The sequence below is a fragment of the Streptomyces sp. 1222.5 genome (assembly GCF_900105245.1).
Lineage (GTDB): Bacteria > Actinomycetota > Actinomycetes > Streptomycetales > Streptomycetaceae > Streptomyces > Streptomyces albidocamelliae.
The window spans coordinates 1,171,370-1,191,565 of sequence record NZ_FNSZ01000001.1; the positions used below are offsets into that span (position 1 = coordinate 1,171,370).

The 20,196-nt window shown below is 73.2% G+C and carries 19 protein-coding genes and 1 riboswitch; of the genes, 7 read left to right on the forward strand and 12 right to left on the reverse strand.

From position 1 onward, the window contains the following. Nucleotides 1–137: 137 nt before the first annotated feature. A complete protein-coding gene (locus tag BLW57_RS05305; RefSeq protein WP_093472501.1) occupies nucleotides 138–2,897 on the forward strand; it encodes an alpha/beta hydrolase in 2,760 nt (919 codons plus the stop codon). Between the two features lie 44 nt (nucleotides 2,898–2,941). Here BLW57_RS05305 and BLW57_RS05310 read toward each other — a convergent pair whose 3' ends face one another. Both BLW57_RS05310 and BLW57_RS05315 read right to left on the reverse strand, forming a co-directional pair. Beyond that, nucleotides 2,942–3,328, reverse strand: a complete 387-nt coding sequence (locus BLW57_RS05310; RefSeq protein WP_093472503.1) for a PPOX class F420-dependent oxidoreductase — start codon at nucleotides 3,326–3,328, stop codon at nucleotides 2,942–2,944. A gap of 66 nt (nucleotides 3,329–3,394) precedes the next feature. Continuing rightward, a complete protein-coding gene (locus BLW57_RS05315; protein WP_093472504.1) occupies nucleotides 3,395–4,573 on the reverse strand; it encodes a MalY/PatB family protein in 1,179 nt (392 codons plus the stop codon). A 286-nt stretch (nucleotides 4,574–4,859) separates the two neighbouring features. On the opposite strand from BLW57_RS05315, the gene BLW57_RS05320 reads away from it, so the two are divergent. Next, nucleotides 4,860–5,690, forward strand: a complete 831-nt coding sequence (locus BLW57_RS05320; protein WP_093472506.1) for an SAM-dependent methyltransferase — start codon at nucleotides 4,860–4,862, stop codon at nucleotides 5,688–5,690. 121 nt (nucleotides 5,691–5,811) lie between these two features. Next, nucleotides 5,812–7,197, forward strand: a complete 1,386-nt coding sequence (locus BLW57_RS05325; protein WP_093472507.1) for a S1 family peptidase — start codon at nucleotides 5,812–5,814, stop codon at nucleotides 7,195–7,197. Between the two features lie 174 nt (nucleotides 7,198–7,371). Here the strand turns inward: BLW57_RS05325 and BLW57_RS05330 are convergent, their stop codons facing one another. Both BLW57_RS05330 and BLW57_RS05335 read right to left on the reverse strand, forming a co-directional pair. Then, entirely contained in the window at nucleotides 7,372–7,569 is a 198-nt protein-coding gene (locus BLW57_RS05330) for a hypothetical protein (protein ID WP_093472509.1), read from the reverse strand. Nucleotides 7,570–7,668: 99 nt separating this feature from the next. Then, nucleotides 7,669–8,811 carry an ROK family transcriptional regulator gene (locus BLW57_RS05335; RefSeq protein ID WP_093472510.1) on the reverse strand — a complete coding sequence of 381 codons (1,143 nt, stop codon included), beginning with the start codon at nucleotides 8,809–8,811 and terminating at the stop codon, nucleotides 7,669–7,671. 151 nt (nucleotides 8,812–8,962) lie between these two features. On the opposite strand from BLW57_RS05335, the gene BLW57_RS05340 reads away from it, so the two are divergent. Then, nucleotides 8,963–10,165: a Gfo/Idh/MocA family protein gene (locus BLW57_RS05340; RefSeq protein WP_093472512.1), complete on the forward strand. Its 1,203-nt coding sequence runs from the start codon at nucleotides 8,963–8,965 to the stop codon at nucleotides 10,163–10,165. Between the two features lie 22 nt (nucleotides 10,166–10,187). Here the strand turns inward: BLW57_RS05340 and BLW57_RS05345 are convergent, their stop codons facing one another. Beyond that, nucleotides 10,188–10,883: a L,D-transpeptidase gene (locus BLW57_RS05345; protein WP_093472513.1), complete on the reverse strand. Its 696-nt coding sequence runs from the start codon at nucleotides 10,881–10,883 to the stop codon at nucleotides 10,188–10,190. 251 nt (nucleotides 10,884–11,134) lie between these two features. On the opposite strand from BLW57_RS05345, the gene BLW57_RS05350 reads away from it, so the two are divergent. Next, on the forward strand, nucleotides 11,135–12,523 hold the full coding sequence (locus BLW57_RS05350; RefSeq protein ID WP_093472514.1) for a pyridoxal phosphate-dependent decarboxylase family protein: 1,389 nt from the start codon (nucleotides 11,135–11,137) through the stop codon (nucleotides 12,521–12,523). 48 nt (nucleotides 12,524–12,571) lie between these two features. Here the strand turns inward: BLW57_RS05350 and BLW57_RS05355 are convergent, their stop codons facing one another. The 5 genes from BLW57_RS05355 to BLW57_RS05375 all read right to left on the reverse strand — a co-directional run bounded on the left by BLW57_RS05355 (nucleotide 12,572) and on the right by BLW57_RS05375 (nucleotide 16,685). After that, nucleotides 12,572–13,363 carry an SDR family NAD(P)-dependent oxidoreductase gene (locus BLW57_RS05355; protein WP_093472516.1) on the reverse strand — a complete coding sequence of 264 codons (792 nt, stop codon included), beginning with the start codon at nucleotides 13,361–13,363 and terminating at the stop codon, nucleotides 12,572–12,574. A 58-nt stretch (nucleotides 13,364–13,421) separates the two neighbouring features. Continuing rightward, nucleotides 13,422–14,336: an SDR family oxidoreductase gene (locus BLW57_RS05360; RefSeq protein WP_093472517.1), complete on the reverse strand. Its 915-nt coding sequence runs from the start codon at nucleotides 14,334–14,336 to the stop codon at nucleotides 13,422–13,424. A gap of 85 nt (nucleotides 14,337–14,421) precedes the next feature. Beyond that, a complete protein-coding gene (locus tag BLW57_RS05365; RefSeq protein ID WP_073890890.1) occupies nucleotides 14,422–15,051 on the reverse strand; it encodes an MBL fold metallo-hydrolase in 630 nt (209 codons plus the stop codon). Further along, a complete protein-coding gene (locus tag BLW57_RS05370; RefSeq protein ID WP_093472519.1) occupies nucleotides 15,051–16,139 on the reverse strand; it encodes an S-(hydroxymethyl)mycothiol dehydrogenase in 1,089 nt (362 codons plus the stop codon). The genes BLW57_RS05365 and BLW57_RS05370 overlap by 1 nt, the downstream gene beginning before the upstream one ends. Nucleotides 16,140–16,379: 240 nt before the next feature. Then, nucleotides 16,380–16,685, reverse strand: a complete 306-nt coding sequence (locus BLW57_RS05375) for a hypothetical protein (protein WP_093472520.1) — start codon at nucleotides 16,683–16,685, stop codon at nucleotides 16,380–16,382. Nucleotides 16,686–16,857: 172 nt separating this feature from the next. Here BLW57_RS05375 and BLW57_RS05380 point away from each other — a divergent pair, with 172 nt between their 5' ends. Next, nucleotides 16,858–17,223: a nuclear transport factor 2 family protein gene (locus BLW57_RS05380; protein WP_073890895.1), complete on the forward strand. Its 366-nt coding sequence runs from the start codon at nucleotides 16,858–16,860 to the stop codon at nucleotides 17,221–17,223. Nucleotides 17,224–17,561: 338 nt separating this feature from the next. Beyond that, nucleotides 17,562–17,642, forward strand: a riboswitch (ZMP/ZTP riboswitch). 26 nt (nucleotides 17,643–17,668) lie between these two features. Then, on the forward strand, nucleotides 17,669–18,517 hold the full coding sequence (locus BLW57_RS05390; RefSeq protein WP_093472523.1) for a bifunctional 5,10-methylenetetrahydrofolate dehydrogenase/5,10-methenyltetrahydrofolate cyclohydrolase: 849 nt from the start codon (nucleotides 17,669–17,671) through the stop codon (nucleotides 18,515–18,517). Here BLW57_RS05390 and BLW57_RS05395 read toward each other — a convergent pair whose 3' ends face one another. Next, entirely contained in the window at nucleotides 18,518–19,567 is a 1,050-nt protein-coding gene (locus BLW57_RS05395; protein ID WP_093472525.1) for a CU044_5270 family protein, read from the reverse strand. Continuing rightward, entirely contained in the window at nucleotides 19,560–20,147 is a 588-nt protein-coding gene (locus tag BLW57_RS05400; protein ID WP_093472526.1) for an RNA polymerase sigma factor, read from the reverse strand. The genes BLW57_RS05395 and BLW57_RS05400 overlap by 8 nt, the downstream gene beginning before the upstream one ends. Between the last annotated feature and the right edge of the window lie 49 nt (nucleotides 20,148–20,196).

Sequence of the window (20,196 nt, forward strand, 5' to 3'; positions counted from 1 at the left end):
ATGGAACGTCGTTGCGCATGATGTGATCCATCACTTCTCCTCCACAGGCAACCCACGGACTCGCCGTTCCGTCCTCCGGGGACGAGAGGGCTCCCGGAACCGACGGGACGCCTGGGTCCGGGGTTCGAGGAGGAACAGTGGTCCGTGCCCGGCACATAGGGGTGACCGCCGCCGCGCTGCTCGCGGTGGCGGGAGCCTCACCAGGGGTGGCAGCGGCGCAAGCCCGACCACCCGCGCAGGTGAGAGCGTCGACGGCGGCGGACGACGGGCAGCTGCCGCCCGGATGGCGGATCTCCGACGGGCGCTCGGCACCGCAGCTGGAGTGGCGCTCGGACCGGCCGGTGCCGATGGGTGACGCACGCGTCGAATTCCGTTCGCGGGGACAGCTGTTGGGAGTGCCGCGGCCGGGACGGGACGGGCACACCTTCCGGCTGCCGCTCGACGGGCACCGGGCCGGGGAACTGGCGGGTCTGCAGGTCTGGTCGGGAGGGCGCCGACTGGATGCGCGAGGCACCACCTCGACGGCCGCCGCGGCCCGGCCGCCGGCCCCGCTGCCCGCGAACTCCGTGGACCCGGGCAAGCCCGGTTCGTACCGCACGAAGACGGGTGAGTACGGCCTCAAGTCGGTGCGGCTGCCCGGCTTTCCGGCACCGGTGGAGATGCGCGCGGTGGTCGTCGCGCCCGTCGGCGCGTCCGGCAAGCGGCCGCTCGCGCTGTTCCTGCACGGCCGGCACTACACGTGCTACAAGGGGCGTGACATCTCCGGGGAGTGGCCCTGCCCGGCAGGCACGAAGCCGGTGCCGAGCCACCGCGGCTATCTGCGGGACCAGAAACTCCTGGCCTCCCAGGGCTACATGACCGTGTCGATCTCCGCCAACGGCATCAACGGCCAGGACCACATGGCCGAGGACGGCGGCGCGCAGGCCCGTTCCTCGCTGGTCCGGCTGCACCTGGCCCGCTGGGCCGACTGGGCCGAACACCCCGACACCGCACCGGCGATCGTCCGCGACGCGCCCCGTACCGACCTGTCCCGGGTGCTCCTCGTCGGGCACTCCCGCGGCGGCGAGGGGGTCAACCGGGCGGCGCTGGACAGCCTGTACGCCCCGCCCGCCGACCAGGACGCCCAGCCCGGCCCGGCCCGCTGGAACATCCGCGGCACCGTCCTCATCGGCCCCACCGTCTTCGGGCAGAACCCGGTCCCCGACGTGCCGTCCCTGACGATCCTGCCGGGCTGCGACGGTGACGTCTCCGACCTCCAGGGCGAGGTGTACGTCGACGGCACCCGCGCGGTCAGCAGCGGTACCGCGCTGCACAGTGCCGTGTACGTCGTCGGGGCCAACCACAACTTCTTCAACTCCGAGTGGACGCCCGGCCAGTCCGCGGCGCCCTCCGAGGACGACTTCTACGACGACCCGCAGCACCCCGACAAGGTGTGCGGAAAGCGCGCCGCGACCCGGCTGACCGCCGGACAGCAGCACAAGGCCGGTTCGACGTACATCGCGGCCGCCGCCCGGCTGTTCCTGGCCGGCGACGACAAGGTGCGGCCGCTGCTCGACGGCTCCGGCAAGCGGGCGCCGTCGGCGGACCCGGCCCGGGTCCTCAGCCACGCCGTTGGCGCGCGCCGGGGTGCCGGATTCCTGCCGGACGGCGGGGTGTCGGTGACCGGCGGCAAGCTGTGCGACGCGGTGGACCCGAGCCCGTCGAAGACCTGCCTCGGCCAGGGCGCCAAGGGTTCCTCCCCGCACTTCGCGCAGTGGGAGACCGACCGGGAGGCCGGCCGGCACGCGGTCGCGCTGCACTGGACGCACGCCGGTACCGCGACCCGGGTGAGCGCCGGGAAGCCCCTGTCACTGGCGGGCTCCAAGTCGCTGGCACTGCGGCTGTTCGTGCCGCCGAACTCGCGGGGCACCCAGCTGGACGTGTCCCTCACCGACGCCTCCGGGAAGAAGGCGACGCTCGGCCGGGTCCGGGCGGACGGTCTGCCCGGCAGTGAGCGGACCGCCTCCTACTGGGCACGTGAGTACCGGGTGCCGCTGACGGCGGCCACCCGCGCGGGTCTCGACCTGAAGTCGGTCAAGTCGCTCTCGTTGACGCCTCGTTCGGCGTCCGGACGCGCCTGGCTGATGGACGCCTGGGGCTGGCGTGCGGGAACGCCCGCGGTGCGGGCCGCCGCGCTGCCCCGGGTGGACCTCGGCCGCACCACGGTCGACGAGGGCGACTCCGGCGTGCGCACCTACCACGTCCCGGTCCGGGTCGCGGGCGAGGGCAGCGGTCAGGTCCGCGTGTACGTCGTCGACCCCGCGACCGGCCGGACGAAGAACCGTCTGGTCACCGTACGGGCGGGCGGCGACGGCATCGACGTACCGGTCCAGGTGAAGGGCAACACGCGGTACGGCACCGACGTGTCGTACGACGTCCTCGTGAAGGCGGTCCGCGGCGCGGTCGTCGGCTCCTACCGGGGCGGGATCACCGTCCACGACGACGATCCGGCGCCCACCATGACCGTCACGCCCCTCGCGGACAAGGTGGCCGAGGGCAAGTCGCTGAAGTGGCGGGTGTCCCTGTCCCAGGCGGTCGACGTCGACATGACCACGCTGTTCGCGGTCGCGCCGGTCACCGGTCCGGAGCTGTCCACCAAGGACGTCTCGGCGCGCTGGCTGCGGGACACCGCCGGGGCGAAGCCGGACCCGGAGCGGCGGCTGTCGAAGGTGGACGGCCTCTATCTGTGGGTGGACATCCCCCCGGGGAGCACCAGCGCCGACATCACCGTGCCCACGGTCGAGGACCGGGTGACGGAGCCGGTGGAGTCCGTGCGGTTCCGGCAGATCGACCCGGAGACCGGTAAGCCGCAGACGGGCGGACTCGTGCTCGACGGGTCGGTGAAGAACGCGTCGTAGCACGCGAGGGCGGGAACGCGGCCCGCCCAGCCCCCGGGTGGCCCTCAGTCCGTGAGGGCCACCCGGATGCCCACCGTGCCGTCGAGGCCGCGGCGCAGCCGGCTGCCCAGCAGTGTCAGCCGTCCGACGATGCCGTACTTGCGGGCGATGAGGTCCCGGTAGCGGGCGGTGGTGGCCGCGTCGGCGATCGCGGCGGTGGCCGGCACCTGCTCACCGGTGGGGTTGCCCCGCAGGTCGCAGGGGCCGACGAGGACGTCGGCGCGGCGCCGGATCCGCTTGACCTTGAAGCTGTCGGCGGCCGTCCACACGCCGAGGCCGTCACCGTCTGGGACCACCCACACGGGTGTGGCGACGGGGGTGCCGTTCTTCCGGTAGCTGGTCACCAGCAGATACTTGCCGGAGCCGAGCAGGTCCAGCCGTGTGTCGTCCATTCCCGCAGTGTAGGTCTCCGGGTCCGACGGCCGCGAAGCCCCCGGTCCGTCGCCGGGGCCCGTCGGTCAGCGCAGGGCCGCCGTCATGCGCCGTACTCCCTCGGTGAGGATCTCGGGCGAGGTCGCGAGGTTGAGACGGGCGTGGCCCGCGCCGCCGGTGCCGAAGGGGATGCCCGAGCTGAGGGCCACCCGGCCCCGGTCCAGGAACGTCCGCGCCGGGTCGTCACCCAGGCCGAGGGCACGGCAGTCGAGCCAGGCCAGGTAGGTGGCCTCTCCGGGGTCGTAGCGGACGCCGGGCAGGTGGTCGGCGAGCAGATCGCGGAGCAGGAGCCGGTTGGCGCGGACCCCGGCGAGCAGGGCGTCGAGCCAGCCCGTGGCGTCGCGCAGGGCGGCGGTGTGCGCGATGACACCCAGGTGGCTGGGGCCGTGGCCGACCTCCTCCGGCATGCGGTGCAGGTCGTCGGCGGCTCCGGGCCCGGCGAGCGCGAGGGCGGCCTTGAGGCCCGCCAGGTTCCAGCCCTTGCTGGCCGACATCAGGGACAGGCCGCGTTCGGCGCCGGGGACGCTGAGGTAGGGCACGAAGGCGACGCCGGGGTCGACGAGCGGGGCGTGGATCTCGTCCGCGACGACCCGGACGCCGTACCGTTCCGCGAGGCCGGCGACGGCCGCCAGTTCACCGGCGGTGTGCACGGTGCCGGTGGGGTTGTGCGGGCTGCACAGCAGGTACGCGGCGCGTCCCCCGCCGGCCGTCACCTCCTTGAAGGTCTCCTCCAGGGAGGCGAGGTCGATGCGCAGGCCGGCCCCGAGCTGATCCTCCACCACCCGGCGGTCCATGTGGGTGATGAACTGGAAGAACGGCGGATACACGGGCGAGTTGACGACGACCGGATCGCCGGGGCCGGTGACCAGTCGGAGCATCTCGACCACTCCGAGCATGACGTCCGGCACGATCGAGGTGCGCTCCACGGAGACGTCGTACCAGTTCCAGCGGTCGGCGGCGAACGCGGCCAGCGCCTCGGCGTAGGCGGTGCCGACGGGGTACCCGGTGTCGCCGAGGGCGAGCGCGTCGGTGACGGCGCGGACGACGGGTTCGGCGAGCGGGACGTCCATCTCGGCCACCCACAGGGGCAGCACGTCCTCGGGGTAGGTGCGCCACTTCATGCTCGTACGGCGTCGCAGCCGCTCCAGGTCGAGGGCGCGCAGCGGGTCCGGTTCGCCGGGTGTGACGTGCGGGATGCTGGTCATGGGGGTCAAGACAGGGGGCGGTGGGGCCGGCGGGAACGCGGACACGGGGGCGGTTTCCAGGCCCGTTCACCTGCCGGCGGGCACCGGGCGGACCAGGGGCTTGCCGGTGGCGCGACGCGGGGGCGGCGCTGCGGAAATGCCGGGTCGTGCGGCGGAGATCAACTCGGGCGTCTAGATTGCGTCTTGCACGGTGCACCGCGCGCGTCGGGCGACCCGCCGGGCGGGGCACCGGACACTTCGTCAGGCATCCCCTCAGGCATCCCCCGGCATCCAGGAGCTGACCCACGTGACCGAGAACCCGGCAGCCACCAACGACGTGGCCGCTTCGCTGCGCGCCCGCATCAACACCGGCCAGCCGCACACCGCCCGGATCTGGAACTACTGGCTCGGCGGCAAGGACAACTACGAGGTCGACCGCGCCGCCGGCGACCAGATACGCCAACTGCACCCGGGCATAGGTGAGTACGCGCGCGCGGACCGGCTGTTCCTCGGCCGCGCGGTGCGGCACCTGGTGTCCGAGGTGGGCATCCGGCAGTTCCTGGACATCGGCACCGGGCTGCCCACCGCCGACAACACGCACGAGGTCGCCCAGCGCGTCGCGCCGGAGTCCCGGATCGTGTACGTCGACAACGACCCGCTCGTGCTCGCCCACGCCCGGGCCCTGCTGACGAGCACGCCCGAGGGCCGTACCGACTACCTCGACGAGGACCTGCGCAACGTCGACGCGATCATCGAACACGCCTCGAAGACGCTGGACTTCAGCGAGCCGGTCGCGCTGATCCTGCTCGGCGTGGTCATCTTCGTCGGCGACGAGGAGGACCCGTACGGTCTGGTACGGCAGTTGACGGAACGGCTGCCCGCGGGCAGCCACCTGGTGCTGTCGCACACCATCACCAGCCCGTCGATGCCGGACGTGGACGAGGCGGTGAAGTTCTGGAACGAGCACGGCACCCCGAAGCTGACCCAGCGCACACCCGAGGACGTCACCCGGTTCTTCGACGGCCTGGAGCTGCTGGAGCCGGGCGTGGTGTCCTGCTCGCGCTGGCGCCCGGAGGACTCCGCGGAGGGCGAGCCGGAGGAGGTCGCCATGTTCGGCGGGGTGGCCCGCAAGAACTGACCGCCGCCGGTGAACGCCGCCGCCGCGCGCGCCGTATGGAGGAACGGGCACTCGACGACCCGAGTGCCCCGCGGTGCCGGTACGGGCATCGCCCCACCTGGTTCGGTTTCGGGAGCCCTGCATGCGGCACGCACGACGACGGGTCGTCCGGCGAGTGACACGGCTGGCGGCGGTCGGCGGACTCCTCCTGGGGGGCGCCATGGTCACCCAGGCCGCCATGGCGAGCGAGACGCCCCCGGCCACCACCGGAGCGCTCCGCTCCGCGGCCGGCGCCGGGGACCCGGGTGACGCACTCGTGGCGCGGCTCGGCACCGCTCGGACGGCGGGCAGCTGGATCGGCGCCGACGGGCGGCCCGTCGTGGCCGTGACCGACGACGCGGCGGCGAAGGCGGTCCGGCAGGCAGGGGCCACGGCGAAGGTCGTCCCCCACAGCATGGACGCGCTCAAGTCGGCGACCGCCACGCTGCGTTCGGCACCGCGCGTGGCCGGCACGGCCTGGGCGGTGGACTACCGCACCAACCGGGTCGTGGTGCGGGCGGACAGCACGGTGTCGGCCGGCGACTGGTCGCGGATGACGCACGTGGCCGCGGGCATAGGCGGCTTCGTGCACATGGAACGCACGAAGGGTGCCTTCACCACGCGGCTGAACGGCGCCCTGCCGATCCTGTCGACCGGTGGCCGCTGCTCGGCGGGGTTCAACGTCACCAACGGGCAGAGCGACTTCATCCTGACGGCCGGCCACTGCGGACCCGCCGGATCCACCTGGTTCGCCGACAACCGGGGTGACCAGCAACTCGGCCAGACCGTGAACAGCGCCTTCCCGGGCACCGACTTCTCCCTCGTGCAGTACGCCTCCGGGAAGGCCGGGGCCGGTGCCGACGTCGTCTCGGTCGGCGGCGGCAAGGGCGTGCGGATCACCGGGGCCGCCGATCCGGCCGTGGGACAGCGGGTGTTCCGCAGCGGCAGCACCAGTGGACTGCGCGACGGCCAGGTCACCGGGCTGAACGCCACCGTCAACTACCCGGAGGGCACGGTCACCGGCCTCATCGAGACCGACGTGTGCGCCGAACCGGGCGACAGCGGCGGCCCGCTGTTCTCCGAGGGCATCGCACTGGGCGTGACGTCCGGCGGCAACGGGGACTGCAAGACCGGCGGAACGACGTTCTTCCAGCCGGTGACCAAGGCGATGACGACCCTCGGGGTACGGCTGATCGTGTCGGCCCAGAACGCGGGCGGCGCCCAGGGCACACCGCCCTCGGGCGCGCCGTCGGCGCCCGCCGCCCAGGGCGGGATGGCGCCCAACGCGGCCTCGCCGGGTTCCTCGGCGCCGGTCACGGGTGCGTCGGAGGGCAGCACCCTGCTGGCACGGCTCACGGACACGCGGAACGTCGGTCCGGGCCTGCTGGTCGTCGCGGGCAGTCTGATCGCGCTTGTCGCGACCCGGTACATCCGCTCCGAGCAGGACCGCAAGGCGTACCAGCGGTACTACTCGGCGACATGGGGCTGACCGGGCGGCGGGAGCGGGCCGGGCGCACGGCGCGGGGCCTTCGCAGGGCGCCGTGCGAGGTCTGGGCGGGCTTCGGGACGGATGTGCCGTGCGGGGCCCCGGAGGAAGAACGAGAAGGGCACCCGTGCGCACACGGGTACCCGGGACGGTGCGGCGCGAAGGGCGCCGGGTCGGTCAGGCCGCGCGGTGCGGCCGCGACTGCGACTGCGGGGCCGCGGCGGCCCACTCCAACACGAGGCGCTGGTACTCAGCGCGCTGCTCGGTCGTCAGTGTCCCGCCCGACCGGAGCCACAGGGCCCGGATCTCCTCGTTGACCTCCGCGGCCGATCGCTCGGTGACGGCTTCAACAGTGGTGGACATGTTGTGAAGCATATGCCGCCGGAGGTGAAGGCGCTGTGAGTAAGCCCACCGGATACGGACATATCGGACCGTGTTACTCATCACGTCAATGAGTCCGTCACGGACGGGAGTTCACTTTCCGGCCCCGCCGAGCACCAGGACCTGGATCGCCAACACGGCGGCGCCACGCGCCCAGTCGTGGAAGTCCGAGACCCTGGTCTCCAGGTCGACCGGAGCGGCGAGCGGATGCCGGTGGGCGCGGACGGTCTCCCGGACCGTGTTCCCCGCCACATCCATCAGTCCGACTCCCTCGCCGGCCAGCAGGATCTTCTGCGGCATCGCGAAGTTGGCGATCTGCGCGACGAGCGTGCCGAGCGCCCGGGCGGCCTCGCCGATCACCCGGGAGGCCATGGGTTCGCCCGCTCCGGCACCCGCGAGGATGTCCTCGTAGCGGGCGTCGGCGCCGGTGGCGGCCCGGATCTGGTACTCGATGCCGGGGACGGTGAGCAAGGACACGGCGCTGCCCCGGGCGCCGTCGGGGGTGAGCGGGCCGGACGGGTCGAGGATCCAGTACCGGCCGAAGCCGCGGTCCTCCTCGTCGAAGGGCACCCGCGTGCCGCCGAGCACCAGTCCGTAGCCGATGCCGGCGCCGATGGTCAGAACGGCGAACCGGTCGAGTCCCCGGCCCGCGCCGAACCAGGTCTCCGCCTCGACCAGGGCGGCCACGTCGTTCTCGACGACGACCGGCAGGCCGGAGCGCTCCTGGAGCAGCGCGGCGAACGGCACGTCCCGCCAGCCCAGGAAGGCCGACTCCGCCACGACCGCGCGCTCGCGCACCCGGCCGCCCACGCCGACACCGATGCCCGCCACGCCGGGATGGCGTGCGGCCAGTTCGGCGGCCGTCTCGGCGACCAGGTCGGCGACGGCGCCCGGGTCGTGCGTGGCGAGCGGCCGGTCGAGGCGGTCGGTCACCTGGCTGCGCAGGGTGGTGACGACGCCGTAGACCGTGTCGGCGGTGATCTTGAAGCCGAGGAACGAACTGGCCTCGGCCCGGACGTCGAGCGGCCGCGAGGGACGCCCCTGGCGCGCCGCACCGCCGGCCGCGGGGGCCTCCACGAGCAGGCCGGACTCGGTCAGCGGTTTGGTCAGCCGGGTGAGGCTGCCCTGGGAGAGGTGCAGCCTACGCGCCAGTTCGGTGCGGGACAGCGGTCCGTGCACGAGGACCTCGATCGCCACGGAGCGCTCCGCGGGGCTGAGCGGCAGCCAGCTGGTCATGGGCCCCGGTCCCTCCCTCTCCTGGGTGCCTCTCGGCGCCTTTTATTCCGATGCGGAAGTTATGGCGTCAGGCGCTCGCCCGGAGCGCTCAGGAGGCACGCTCATGCAGCCCTCTTGACGCACCTATTCTTCCGCAGCAAAAGTAACATGCATGACCTTCTCCCTCGGCATCGTCGGCGCCGGGCAGTTCGCCGGCCAGTTCGCCACGCTGTTCCAGGCCCACCCCGGAGTCGGTGACGTCCATGTCACCGATCTGCTGCCCGAGCGGGCCGAGCGGCTCGCCGCCGCGCAGGGCCTCGCGGGCACGTTCCCGTCGTACGCGGCCATGCTGGAGTCGGCGGCGGTCGACGCGGTCGCGATCTTCACCCAGCGCTGGACGCACGGCCCGCTGGTCCTCGCGGCGCTGAACGCCGGCAAGCACGTGTACTCCGCCGTCCCCATGGCGATCACCACGGACGAGATATCGGCGATCGTCGACGCGGTCCGGTCGACCGGGCTGACGTACATGATGGGCGAGACCAGCCAGTACAACCCGGCCACCGTGCACGCGCGCAACCAGATCGCCGAGGGCGCGTTCGGCCGGCTCTTCTACGCCGAGGGCGACTACGTCCACGACATGGACCTGGGCTTCTACGACGCCTACCGCTACAGCGGCGGCGAGGACTGGAAGTCGACCGCCAGCTACCCCCCGCTGCTGTACCCGACGCACTCGGTCGGCGGCGTGCTCGGGGCCTGGCAGACCCACGCGGTGAGCGTGTCGGCGATCGGTGTGCGCGACGAGCGCGGCGACGGCGTCTTCGACCGCTCGGTCAGCCGGTTCGACAACGACGTGTCCAACGCGACCGCGCTGTTCGAGGTGGCGGGCGGCGGCTCGTTCCGGACGAACGAGTTCCGCCGGGTCGGCTACCCGTCACACATCCGGGAGTCCCGGTTCCGGTTCTTCGGGACGGAGGCCAGCATGGAGCAGCTGGCGACGGTGGCGCTGTGGCAGGACAAGAAGGGCGTGAAGGACATCAGCGAACTGCTGGAGCCCAGACCGACCCTCTCCCCCGACGACCCGTCGCTGCGGCACATCGCGCCCGAGCTGCGGGCGGCCTTCACCTCCGGGTCGGCGCCGGTGCACGACCGCTCGCGGCTGCCGCGCGTCTTCGACCGGCTGCACAACGGGCACGAGGGCAGCCACCACTTCCTGGTGGACGACTTCGTCACCGCGGTCGGGACCCGCACGCTGCCGTCGGTCAACGCCTGGGTGGCCGCCCGCTACACCCTGCCGGGCATCGTCGCGCACGAGTCGGCACGGCAGGGTGGGGTCAGGCTGGCGATCCCCGACTTCGGGGACGCACCCGGGGCGTGAGGGCTCAGTGGCCCCCCGGGGCTCAGGTGCCCGGCTTGCGGCCGTAGACGAAGACGTCGTCGCCGTTCTTCAGCAGCGACCAGTACTTCTTGGCGGTCGTGGTGGTCATGTTGACGCAGCCGTGCGAGCCCGGCGGGTTCCACATGCTCAGACCCACCGAGTGGAAGGCCTGGCCGCCGTCGAAGAACTGGCTGTAGGGCATCGGCACGTTGTAGATGTTCGACACGTGGTCGATGTCCCGCCAGTAGATCTTCTTCAGGCCGGTGCGGGTCTCGTAGCCGTCGCGTCCGGTGCGCACCGGCACCGGGCCGTAGACGAGCTTCTTGCCGTCCTGGATCCAGCTGAGCTGGAGCGTGAGGTTCACGCAGGCGATACGGCCCTTGTTCACCGGGCACTTGCCGTCCTTGTTCGGGTTGCTCCCGACGGCCTTCTGCTTGTTCATCAGGTCCATCACGCCCCAGGTGACGGAGCCGGCGTAGCCGATGTTGGGCGTGATGCCGTGTTTGGTCTGGAAGGCCTGGGTCGCCTTGCAGTCGGCGGCGGACTGCTTGCCGTCGACCGGGCGGCCCAGGAACTTCTCGACCTGCTTCTGGTACGGCCCCGCCTGCGTGGTGCAGCTCGCGGCCTGCGCCGGTGCCGCGGTGAGGGCGAGGGTGAGCGGCGCCACCAGCCCCGTGACGCCCAGCACGACCGCACCTCGTCTGCGTATGTCCCCCATGATGGGTACTTCCTCTTCTCCCCAGCGCCCCGGGGCCTCCCCCAGGTGTCTTCCTGCGCGATTCCCGCGACCTCGGACTACTAGACCCGCTGTGGACGGACAAGGTTGTGCGAGTGGTCGGGCTGTGACAAAACGGTGAACTTCGCCGCTCGGGCGGGCGGTGACACGTGTGGCGGGCGGGGCCCGACACGGTCCAGTTCTCGCCGATTGGACCGGGTGCGCGGCCGGCCGACCGCCCTACGCTGCGGCACATGCACCCCGCACTCGCCGGCGATCTCTCCCGGCTTCCCGAACTCCTGCAGGACGCCCGCGACTTCGCCGCCCGCGAGCTGACCGGTCTGGCGGAGCGGCCGGTCGCCGCAGCCGGCCGGGCGCCCGGGCGTGCGCCGCTTCCGGCCGAGGGCGCCGGGGCCGAGGCCGCCCTGACCCGGTTCGCCGAACGGTGGGCGCCGGGCTTCTCCGGTTCGGCCGGCCCCCGTTACCTGGGCTTCGTCACCGGCGGCGCCACACCCGCGTCGGTCGCCGGCGACTGGCTGACTTCCGCCCTGGACCAGAACCTGTCGGGCGCGGGCGGCTCGTGGGCGGCGGAGCTGGAACGGGAGACGGTGGCCTGGCTGCGCGAACTGTTCGGTCTGTGCGAGGCGCACGGCGGGGCGTTCGTGACGGGCGCCACCATGTCGAACACGGTCGGCCTCGCGATCGCGCGAGAGTGGCTCGGCGAGCGGCTGGGCGTGGATGTCTCCCGGCAGGGCGCGGCCGCGCTGGGCCCGGTCGACGTGCTCTCCGGCAGCCCGCACTCCAGCATCACCAAGGCGATGTCCGTGCTCGGCATCGGCCGGGACCGGCTGCGCCTGGTGCCGCTGCTGCCCGGCGGCCGGGAGGCCGTCGACGTCACCGCGCTGGAGGCCGCGCTCGCCGGGCGGGACGGCCGGCCCGCGATCGTCGTCGCCAACGCGGGCACCGTGAACACCGTCGACTTCGACGATCTGCGGGCGATCGCCGCCCTGAAGGAGCGATACGGCTTCTGGCTGCACGTCGACGCGGCGTTCGGCGCCTTCGCCGCGCTGTCCCCCGAGCACGCCGCCCTCGTCGACGGTCTCGACGCGGCCGACTCGGTCTGCGTGGACCTGCACAAGTGGCTCAACGTGCCCTACGACGCGGCCGTGCAGTTCACCCGCCGCCCCGATCTGCAGGTGGCGGTGTTCCACAACGCCTCCCCCTATCTCGGCCCGCCCACCGGCGAGCCCGACTTCCTGCACCTCACCCCGGAGAACTCGCGGCGGCTGCGCGCCCTGCCGGCGTGGTTCTCGCTGGTGGCCTACGGGCGCGCGGGGCACCGGGAGATCGTCGAGCGGAACGTGACGCTGGCCCGCCGCCTCGGCGCGGGCATCGACGCCCTGCCCGGTCTGCGGCTGCTGGCGCCGGTCCGGCTCAACGTCGTCTGCTTCACCCTCGCCGGGGATCCGTCGCAGGAGCGGGTCGACGCGCTGGCCCGGGCGGTCGCCGCCTCCGGGGAGGCGTACGTGACCCCGACGGTGTACGGCGGGGTGCCCGGCCTGCGGGCCGCGTTCAGCAACTGGCGCACCACACGGGCCGACACCGATCGCGTGCTGGAGGCGCTGGCGGCGGCCTCCGGGTGACGTCCGCGTCCGGGGGCCTCCGGGCGGTCCCGGCCGTCCCCGGCACGCTCAGGGGGTGGCCCGTACGGCGGTGTGGAAGCCGGTGTTGACCGCGGTCAGGCCGCCGTCGACGACCAGGCTGGTGCCGGTGATCCAGGCGGCGTCACGGGAGGCGAGGAAGGCGACGGCCGCGGCGATGTCCTCGGGATCGCCGACCCGGCCGAGCGGGTACAGACCGCGGACGGCGTCGAGGTCGTCGTCGCGCCCCTCCCACGCCGAGGTGCGGACCGTGCCCGGCACCACCAGGTTGACCCGCACCCCGCGGGCGGCCGCGTGCCCGGCGAGGGTCCGGGTGAGGGAGCCGAGGCCGGCCTTGGCCGCGCTGTAGCCGTGGTTGCCGAAGTCCTGCAGGCCGTTGACCGACCCGATGCTCACGATCGCCCCGCGGCCGGAGGCGGCGAGGTGGGGCAGCGCCGCCCGGCAGCAGCGGTGGGCACCGGTGAGGGTGACGTCGAGGTCGCGGGCCCAGGCGTCGTCGGGGTCGTCCTCGAACAGCGCGGCGTCCGGGGTGCAGTGGGCGGCGCAGTTGACCAGCACGTCGAGGGAGCCGAAGGCGGCCACGGCGCGGGCGACGGCCGCCTCCACGGAGCCCCGGTCGGCGACGTCGCAGGCATACGCCTCGGCGGTGAGGCCCTGTCGGCCGAGCGCGGCCGCGGTGCGCTCGGCCTCCGGCAGGTCCCGGTCGGTGACCAGGACCCGGCCGCCCTCTTCGGCGAGCCGCCGGGCGACGGCGGCGCCGATGCCGCGGGCGGCGCCCGTGACGAGAACTCCGTGTCCCGCGAAGCGGGTGTGATCGGTCATGGGGCGACCGTACGGCCCCCGAGGGCGCCGTATCACGGGAACCGGTGGACCCCGCGGCTCACCGGTAACCGGTGACGTCGGCCGGCTTGCCCGCGTCCTGCACCTCGACCAGGTACCGCCAGGCGTCGGGGCGGCTGCCGTCGAGGTCGGTGAAGCCGTAGACCCGCGCCAGCCCGCCGCTGGAGAGCGACTGCCCGTTGAAGCGGGCCACGTCGGGGTCGGCGGCGAGCGCGGCGACGGCGCGGCCGGTGAAGCGGGGGGTCTCGGAGACGGCGAAGTGCGGTTCGCGGTCGAGGGCTTCGCGCCAGTTGTCCTCGCGGACGCCGAACGCCTCCAGCATGATCTCCGAGCGCATCCAGCCCGGTGTCAGGGCCACGGCCGTGGCACCGCGCGGGCCGAGCTCGTGGCCGAGGGCGAAGGCCATGCGCAGGACGGAGGCCTTGGCGAGGTCGTAGAAGAAGTTCACGCGGTAGGTGTCGCGGTTGTACTCGGCGGTGCCGTCGGTGACCTCCACGACCAGTCCGCCGGGCCGGCGCAGCAGCAGCGGCAGGGCGTGGTGGCTGGTGATGGCGTGGGTCTCGACGGCGAGACGGAGCAGCCGGAGCCCGTTGTCGAGGTCGTGCTCCCAGACGGGGGTGTCCCACGCGAAGAGCTTCTCGCCGCCCCAGATGTCGTTGACGAGGACGTCGAGCCGGCCCTGCTCGTCCGCGATGCGCTCCACCAGGGCCCGTACGGCGGATCCGTCCAGATGGTCGACGGGTACGGCGATGCCCCGGCCGCCGGCCGCGGTGACGAGGTCGGCGGTGTCCTCGATCGTCTCGGGGCGGTCGTACTCCGAGCGGCGGGCGCGGGTGCTGCGTCCGGTGACGTAGACGGTGGCGCCGGCCGCGCCGAGTTCGACGGCGATGCCCCGGCCCGCGCCCCGGGTCGCCCCGGCGACCAGCGCCACCTTGCCCTGTGGTTCGTCCGACATGTCCGGCCTTCCGTGCGGTACGACTGCTGTCGTCCTCCACTGTCGCGGGAAAGCCGGACATCTCCTGTCGCCTTTTCCGGCGGGCCTAGTGGCCGCGCTTGATCCATTCCTCCAGGTGGGGGGCCTCGGCGCCGATCGTGGTGGGGTCGCCGTGGCCGGTGAGGACCTTGGTCTCCGGTGGCAGGGTGAGGAGGCGGTCGCGGATGGAGTCGATGATCGTCGGGAAGTGGGAGAAGGAACGACCGGTGGCGCCCGGGCCGCCCTGGAAGAGGGTGTCGCCGGTGAAGACGGTGCCGAGGCCGGGGTCGTACAGGCAGACGGCGCCCGGCGCGTGCCCGGGGGTGTGCAGGACGGTCAGGTCCGCGCCCGCGGTCTCCAGGACCTGGCCGTCGGCGAGGTGCCGGTCGGGCTCGCGGTCCGGGTGGGTCATCCGCCACAGCGGCAGGTCGTCTGGGTGCAGCCAGATGGTGGCGCCGGTGAGGTCGGCGAGGGCGGGGGCCGCGTCGATGTGGTCGTTGTGCGCGTGGGTGCACACGATGGCGGACAGGCGCCGGTCGTCGACGGCACGGGCGATCGCCTCGGCGTCGTGGGCGGCGTCGATGACGATCACCTCCCGCTCGTCGCCGACGATCCACACGTTGTTCTCGACGTCCCAGGTGCCGCCGTCCAGGCTGAACTGGCCCGAGGTGACGAGGCGTTCGATGCGGACGGTCATCAGAGAACCACCACCGAGCGCAGCACGTCGCCCTGGTGCATCCGCTCGAACGCCTTCTCCACCTCGTCCAGTTGGATCGTCTCGGTGACGAACGCGTCCAGTGGCAGCCGGCCCTGCAGGTGCAGGTCGACGAGCATGGGGAAGTCACGGCTGGGCAGGCAGTCGCCGTACCAGGAGGACTTCAGGGAGCCGCCGCGGCCGAAGACGTCGAGCAGGGGCAGTTCGAGCTTCATCTCGGGCGTGGGGACGCCCACGAGGACGACGGTGCCGGCGAGGTCGCGGGCGTAGAAGGCCTGCCGGTACGTCTCGGGGCGGCCGACGGCCTCGATGACGACGTCGGCGCCGAAGCCTCCGGTGAGTTCGCGGATCGCCTCGACCGGGTCTGTCGTGCGGGAGTTGACGGTGTGGGTGGCGCCCAGCGTGCGGGCCTTCTCCAGCTTGCGGTCGTCGATGTCCACGGCGATGATCCGGGACGCGCCGGCCAGGTACGACCCGGCGACGGCCGCGTCACCGACACCACCGCAGCCGATGACGGCGACCGAGTCGCCGCGGCCGACACCGCCGGTGTTGATGGCGGCGCCGATCCCGGCCATCACCCCGCAGCCCAGCAGTCCGGCGACCGCCGGGGAGACGGCCGGGTCGACCTTGGTGCACTGTCCGGCGGCCACCAGCGTCTTCTCGGCGAACGCGCCGATGCCGAGGGCCGGGGAGAGTTCCTGGCCGGTGGTGGCGAGCGTCATCTTCTGCGAGGCGTTGTGGGTGTTGAAGCAGTACCAGGGGCGGCCGCGCAGACAGGCCCGGCAGGTGCCGCACACGGCACGCCAGTTGAGGACGACGAAGTCCCCGGGCGCCACGTCGGTGACGCCCTCGCCGACCGACTCCACGACACCGGCGGCCTCGTGGCCGAGCAGGAAGGGGAAGTCGTCGGAGATGCCGCCCTGCTTGTAGTGCAGGTCGGTGTGGCAGACGCCGCAGGCCTGTACCCGTACGACGGCTTCGCCGGGCCCGGGGTCCGGCACCACGATCGTCTCGACCCGTACGGGCTCGTCCTTCCCCGGTGCGATCACGCCGCGTACTTCCTGCGCCATGGCCTGGCCCCTTCCTTCGACATGCCTTACCCGCCGACCCTACGCGCTGTCGATCTGCGGGCGGGACGGACCACGACGACGGACGTGGATCTTTCCGGTCGCCGGCTCCGGAGCGCCCTGCCCTCCGGCACCCCTGGGGCGCTGAACCCGGGGCGCCCCACTCGGTGTTCGCGCCCCCTCGGCGGGCGGAAACGGCGGGGGCCGCCCCGGTCGGGACGGCCCTGCTGCCCGGGTGCGGGCTCAGTGGATGGGGATGGCCGAGGCCAGGCCGAGCACGGGCGCGGCGGGGGCGAGGACCTGCTCCACCTGGTTCAGTTGGTTCAGCTCCCGGAGGTGGTTGAGCGCCTGGAGCTGCTGGGAGACCCGCGGGATCTTCGCCTGGTCCTGCGCGGGGACACCGCTGACGGCCAGCGAGTCCAGCGTGTTCACCGCGCCGAGCTTGTCGACCAGCGGGGCGCCGCCGGCCGCGTTCGCCGACGATGCGGCGAGGCCGGTGATACCGGCGGCCAGGGCGACCGCGGCGGCGATGCGTCGTGTTGAGATCATGCCTTCAGCAACGGTTCCGGGGCCCGGCCGGACACGGGCGGCGGGCCGCGCTCACCCGTGAGGCGGAGCACCCGTTCTGCGCTTGCCGAGGCCGCCGGGCCGGAGGAGTCTCGGAGGTGAGGCCCGCGCGTCCCGTTCCTCATCGGGCCGCGGGCGCCTGAAGGAGGTCACCATGGGCACCGCGACAGGCCGCGCCTTCGACGCCGAGACGCTGCGCCGGGGCATCGAAGGGAACACCGGGAACACCCTTCTGTCCCTCTACGCCGACGACGCGGAGATCCGTATCGTCGACCACAACCACCAGCCGAGCGAGCCCACCGTGCTGCGGGGCCGGGGCCAGATCGCCGAGTTGCTGGACGACATCTACAGCCGCGACATGACGCACAAGCTGGAGCAGTGCGTCGTGCAGGGCGACCACGCCGCGTTCAGCGAGTCCTGCCAGTACGGGGACGGCACCCGGGTCATCGCCGAGTCGATGGTCACCCTGCGCGACGGCAAGATCACGAACCAGCTGCTCATCCAGGCCTGGGACGAGTAGGAGCGGCCTGGCATGGCAGGCGGCGCGAGGAGGATCGCCAGGGTCCAGGTCAGCACGCGAGTGACCTGGACCCTGTCGGCCCGGGCGGTACTCGGCCGGGTGCCCCGCACCCGTACGCGCCGCGGAGCGCCGGCCCTCACGGTGCGGCTGCCGGTGTCGGCCGCGCTGGTCCGATCGGTGCTGGAAGGCATGCGCGCGCGTCCTTCGCTGCCGCGTGGCCCGAGGGGACGGCGGACCCGGCCGCGCTGAGCGGGCCACCGCGCCGAGCGGCCCGCCGCCACGGACGGGGCGGATCGCGCCGACGGGGCGGCTCCCCCCGTCACCCGCTCGGTTACGCTGTACCCGGCCGTGACTGGCGCTGAGGTGGAGAACCACCGGGGAGCGGCCTTCGGTGGATGCCGCGCGCCTGGGCGAGGAGAGTCGATCCAGCTCAGGAGTGTGCAGCATGACCCAGGCCCGTCTGATGGACGGTACCGCCCTCGCCCGCCGCATCGTCGAGGACACCGCGAAGAAGGCCGCCGACCTCACCGGGCGCACCGGCAGCGCGCCGTGTCTGGCGACCGTGCTCGTCGGCGAGGACCCGGCGTCCGTGACGTACGTCCGCATGAAGCAGAACCGCTGCCGGACGGCCGGGATCGAGTCGCGCCACGTGGCTCTGCCCGCGGCCACGACCACTGCCGAACTCGTCGCCACGCTGCGGGAATTGTCCGCCGATCCGGGGGTGCACGGCATCCTGCTCCAGCATCCGGTGGGCGACCACGTCGACGAGCGCGCGGCGTTCGAGGCGATCGCCCCGGAGAAGGACGTCGACGGTGTCACCTTCGCCTCCTTCGCCACGATGAGCTTCGGCCTGCCCGGCTTCGTCTCCTGCACGCCCGGCGGGATCGTGCGGCTGCTCGACGAGTACGGCGTCGACCCGGCCGGGAAGCGGGCCGTCGTGGTGGGCCGCAGCGCGATCCTCGGCAAGCCGGTGGGCATGCTGCTGCTGGCCCGGGACGCCACGGTGACGTACTGCCACTCGCGCACCCGGGACCTTTCGGCGGCCGTCCGCGAGGCGGACATCGTCGTCGCCGCCGTCGGCCGCCCGCGGCTGATCCGCGGGCAGGACATCAAGCCCGGCGCGGTCGTGATCGACGCCGGCTACAACGCGGGGAACGTCGGCGACGTCGACTTCGACTCGGCCGTGGAGCGGGCCTCGCTGATCACGCCGGTGCCGGGCGGTGTCGGTCCGATGACGATCGCCACGCTGCTGGAGCAGACCGTCGACGCCGCCACCCGGCAGCTCGGGGTGTGATCAGCGCATCCAGGCGCTGTAGGCCATGACGTCCCCGGCCTTCACCCCGTACTCGGGGTCGTCCTCGGTGTAGGTGTCCTCCATGCCGAGGACGGCTCCGGTGCGCGGTTCCAGGACGAGCATGTGGCGGATGCCGCGAGCGTCGTAGGCGTACGCGTGGCCGGGGCGGCCCAGGCGGTCGGTCACCTCGCCGACGGGGCGCAGCCCACCGGTCTTCGCGAACAGGTGGACGAGGGCCGCCGACTCGCGGGCGCCGAGGGTCCAGTGGTCGAGCAGTTCCGCGGTGGCGTCGAGGAGTTCGGCGGTGCTCAGTGGAGCCGTGCTCCTGTCGGTCCCAGGGCGGACGACCTCGGTCAGGTAGGCGCTCAGCGCCGCCGCGGTGTGCGGTGGGGGCGCTTCGGGCGGGGCGTCGCTCCACATCGGCGGGTAGGTGGTCCGGCTGATCACATGGCCGTCCGCCACCTCGTGCGGCGCGTCGCCCTGGTCGGTGAGGACCGGCCTGCCGGGGCGGCGCGGGTCGGTCGCCACGACCAGTTCGGTGTGGGTGGCGTCCGCGCGCCAGCGCACCACGCGCTCCTCGGGGAGGGTGACGGGGGGCTTGTCGTCGCTCATGCCGAGGCTCCACGACTGCACGTGCGTCCCCTTGCGCAGGCGTGGGGAGCCGCCCGAGGCGGCCGCGTCGGCGAGGGCCGTCATGTCCGTCAGGGGCACGGGCGCGGAGTGGGTGCGGACGGTCAGCGGGCGGGGCGCGGCGACGGCCCGCGGGGTGCCCGCGCCGCCGAGCACGGCGTCGAGGGCGAGTGCGAGGACGACGGCGGTGGCGGCCAGGCCCCAGACCAGCCGGACGCGCGGGGGGCGGCCGGCGGGTGCCGGAAGCGGCCGGGCCCACGGGCGCGGAAGAAGGCGGCCGGTAGGTGCGGCAAGCGGCTCCTCCGTCATCAGTCGCGTGAGCTGCCGCTCGGCACGGTCGTCGAGCGGCCCCTCGCCGAACCGGGGGTGGTCGGCCGGCACCGGGTCGGCGCGGTGGAGGAGTTCGAGTTCGTCAGCCATGTCCGTGGTCCTTGCACAGGGTCGCGTCGGCGGGGACGGGAGTCGGCGCGGGCCGGCCTTCGGGCGGGTCGGACGGGGCGGGGCCCGGCCGGTCGATCTCGGCCCGGAGCCGGCGCCGTGCCCGGTGCAGGCGCATCGTCGCCGCGCGCCTGCCGCAGCCGAGAGCGACCGCGATCTCCTCGGCGCCGAGTTCCTCCCAGGCGGCCAGCCGGAGTATCTCCCGGTCCGCCGGGGACAGCCGGTCCAGGGCCTCGTGCACCCAGGCGCCCGGGGCCTCGGCGTCGGGGCTGTCCACGATGTGCCGGCCGTGCGCGGCCTCGTCGTTGCCGAGCCGGTCCACCAGCCGGCGCCGCCGCCCGTAGCCGCGTACCGCGTTCGCCAGGCAGTTGCGGGCGACCCCGTACAGCCAGGGCAGCGGTGAGGCCGGCAGGTCGGCCCGGCGTCGCCAGGCGACCGTGAACACCTCCGCCACCACTTCCTCCACCTCGCCGGTCCGCCCCTGAAGCCGCCTCGCGACATAGCGGCTGACCGCCCAGTAGTGCTCGCGATAGGCAGCGGCGAAGATCTCGTCGTTGCTCATGTTCGGTTCGTGTCCGGCACGGCCGGGATCGTCACACCCTTCTTCCGTG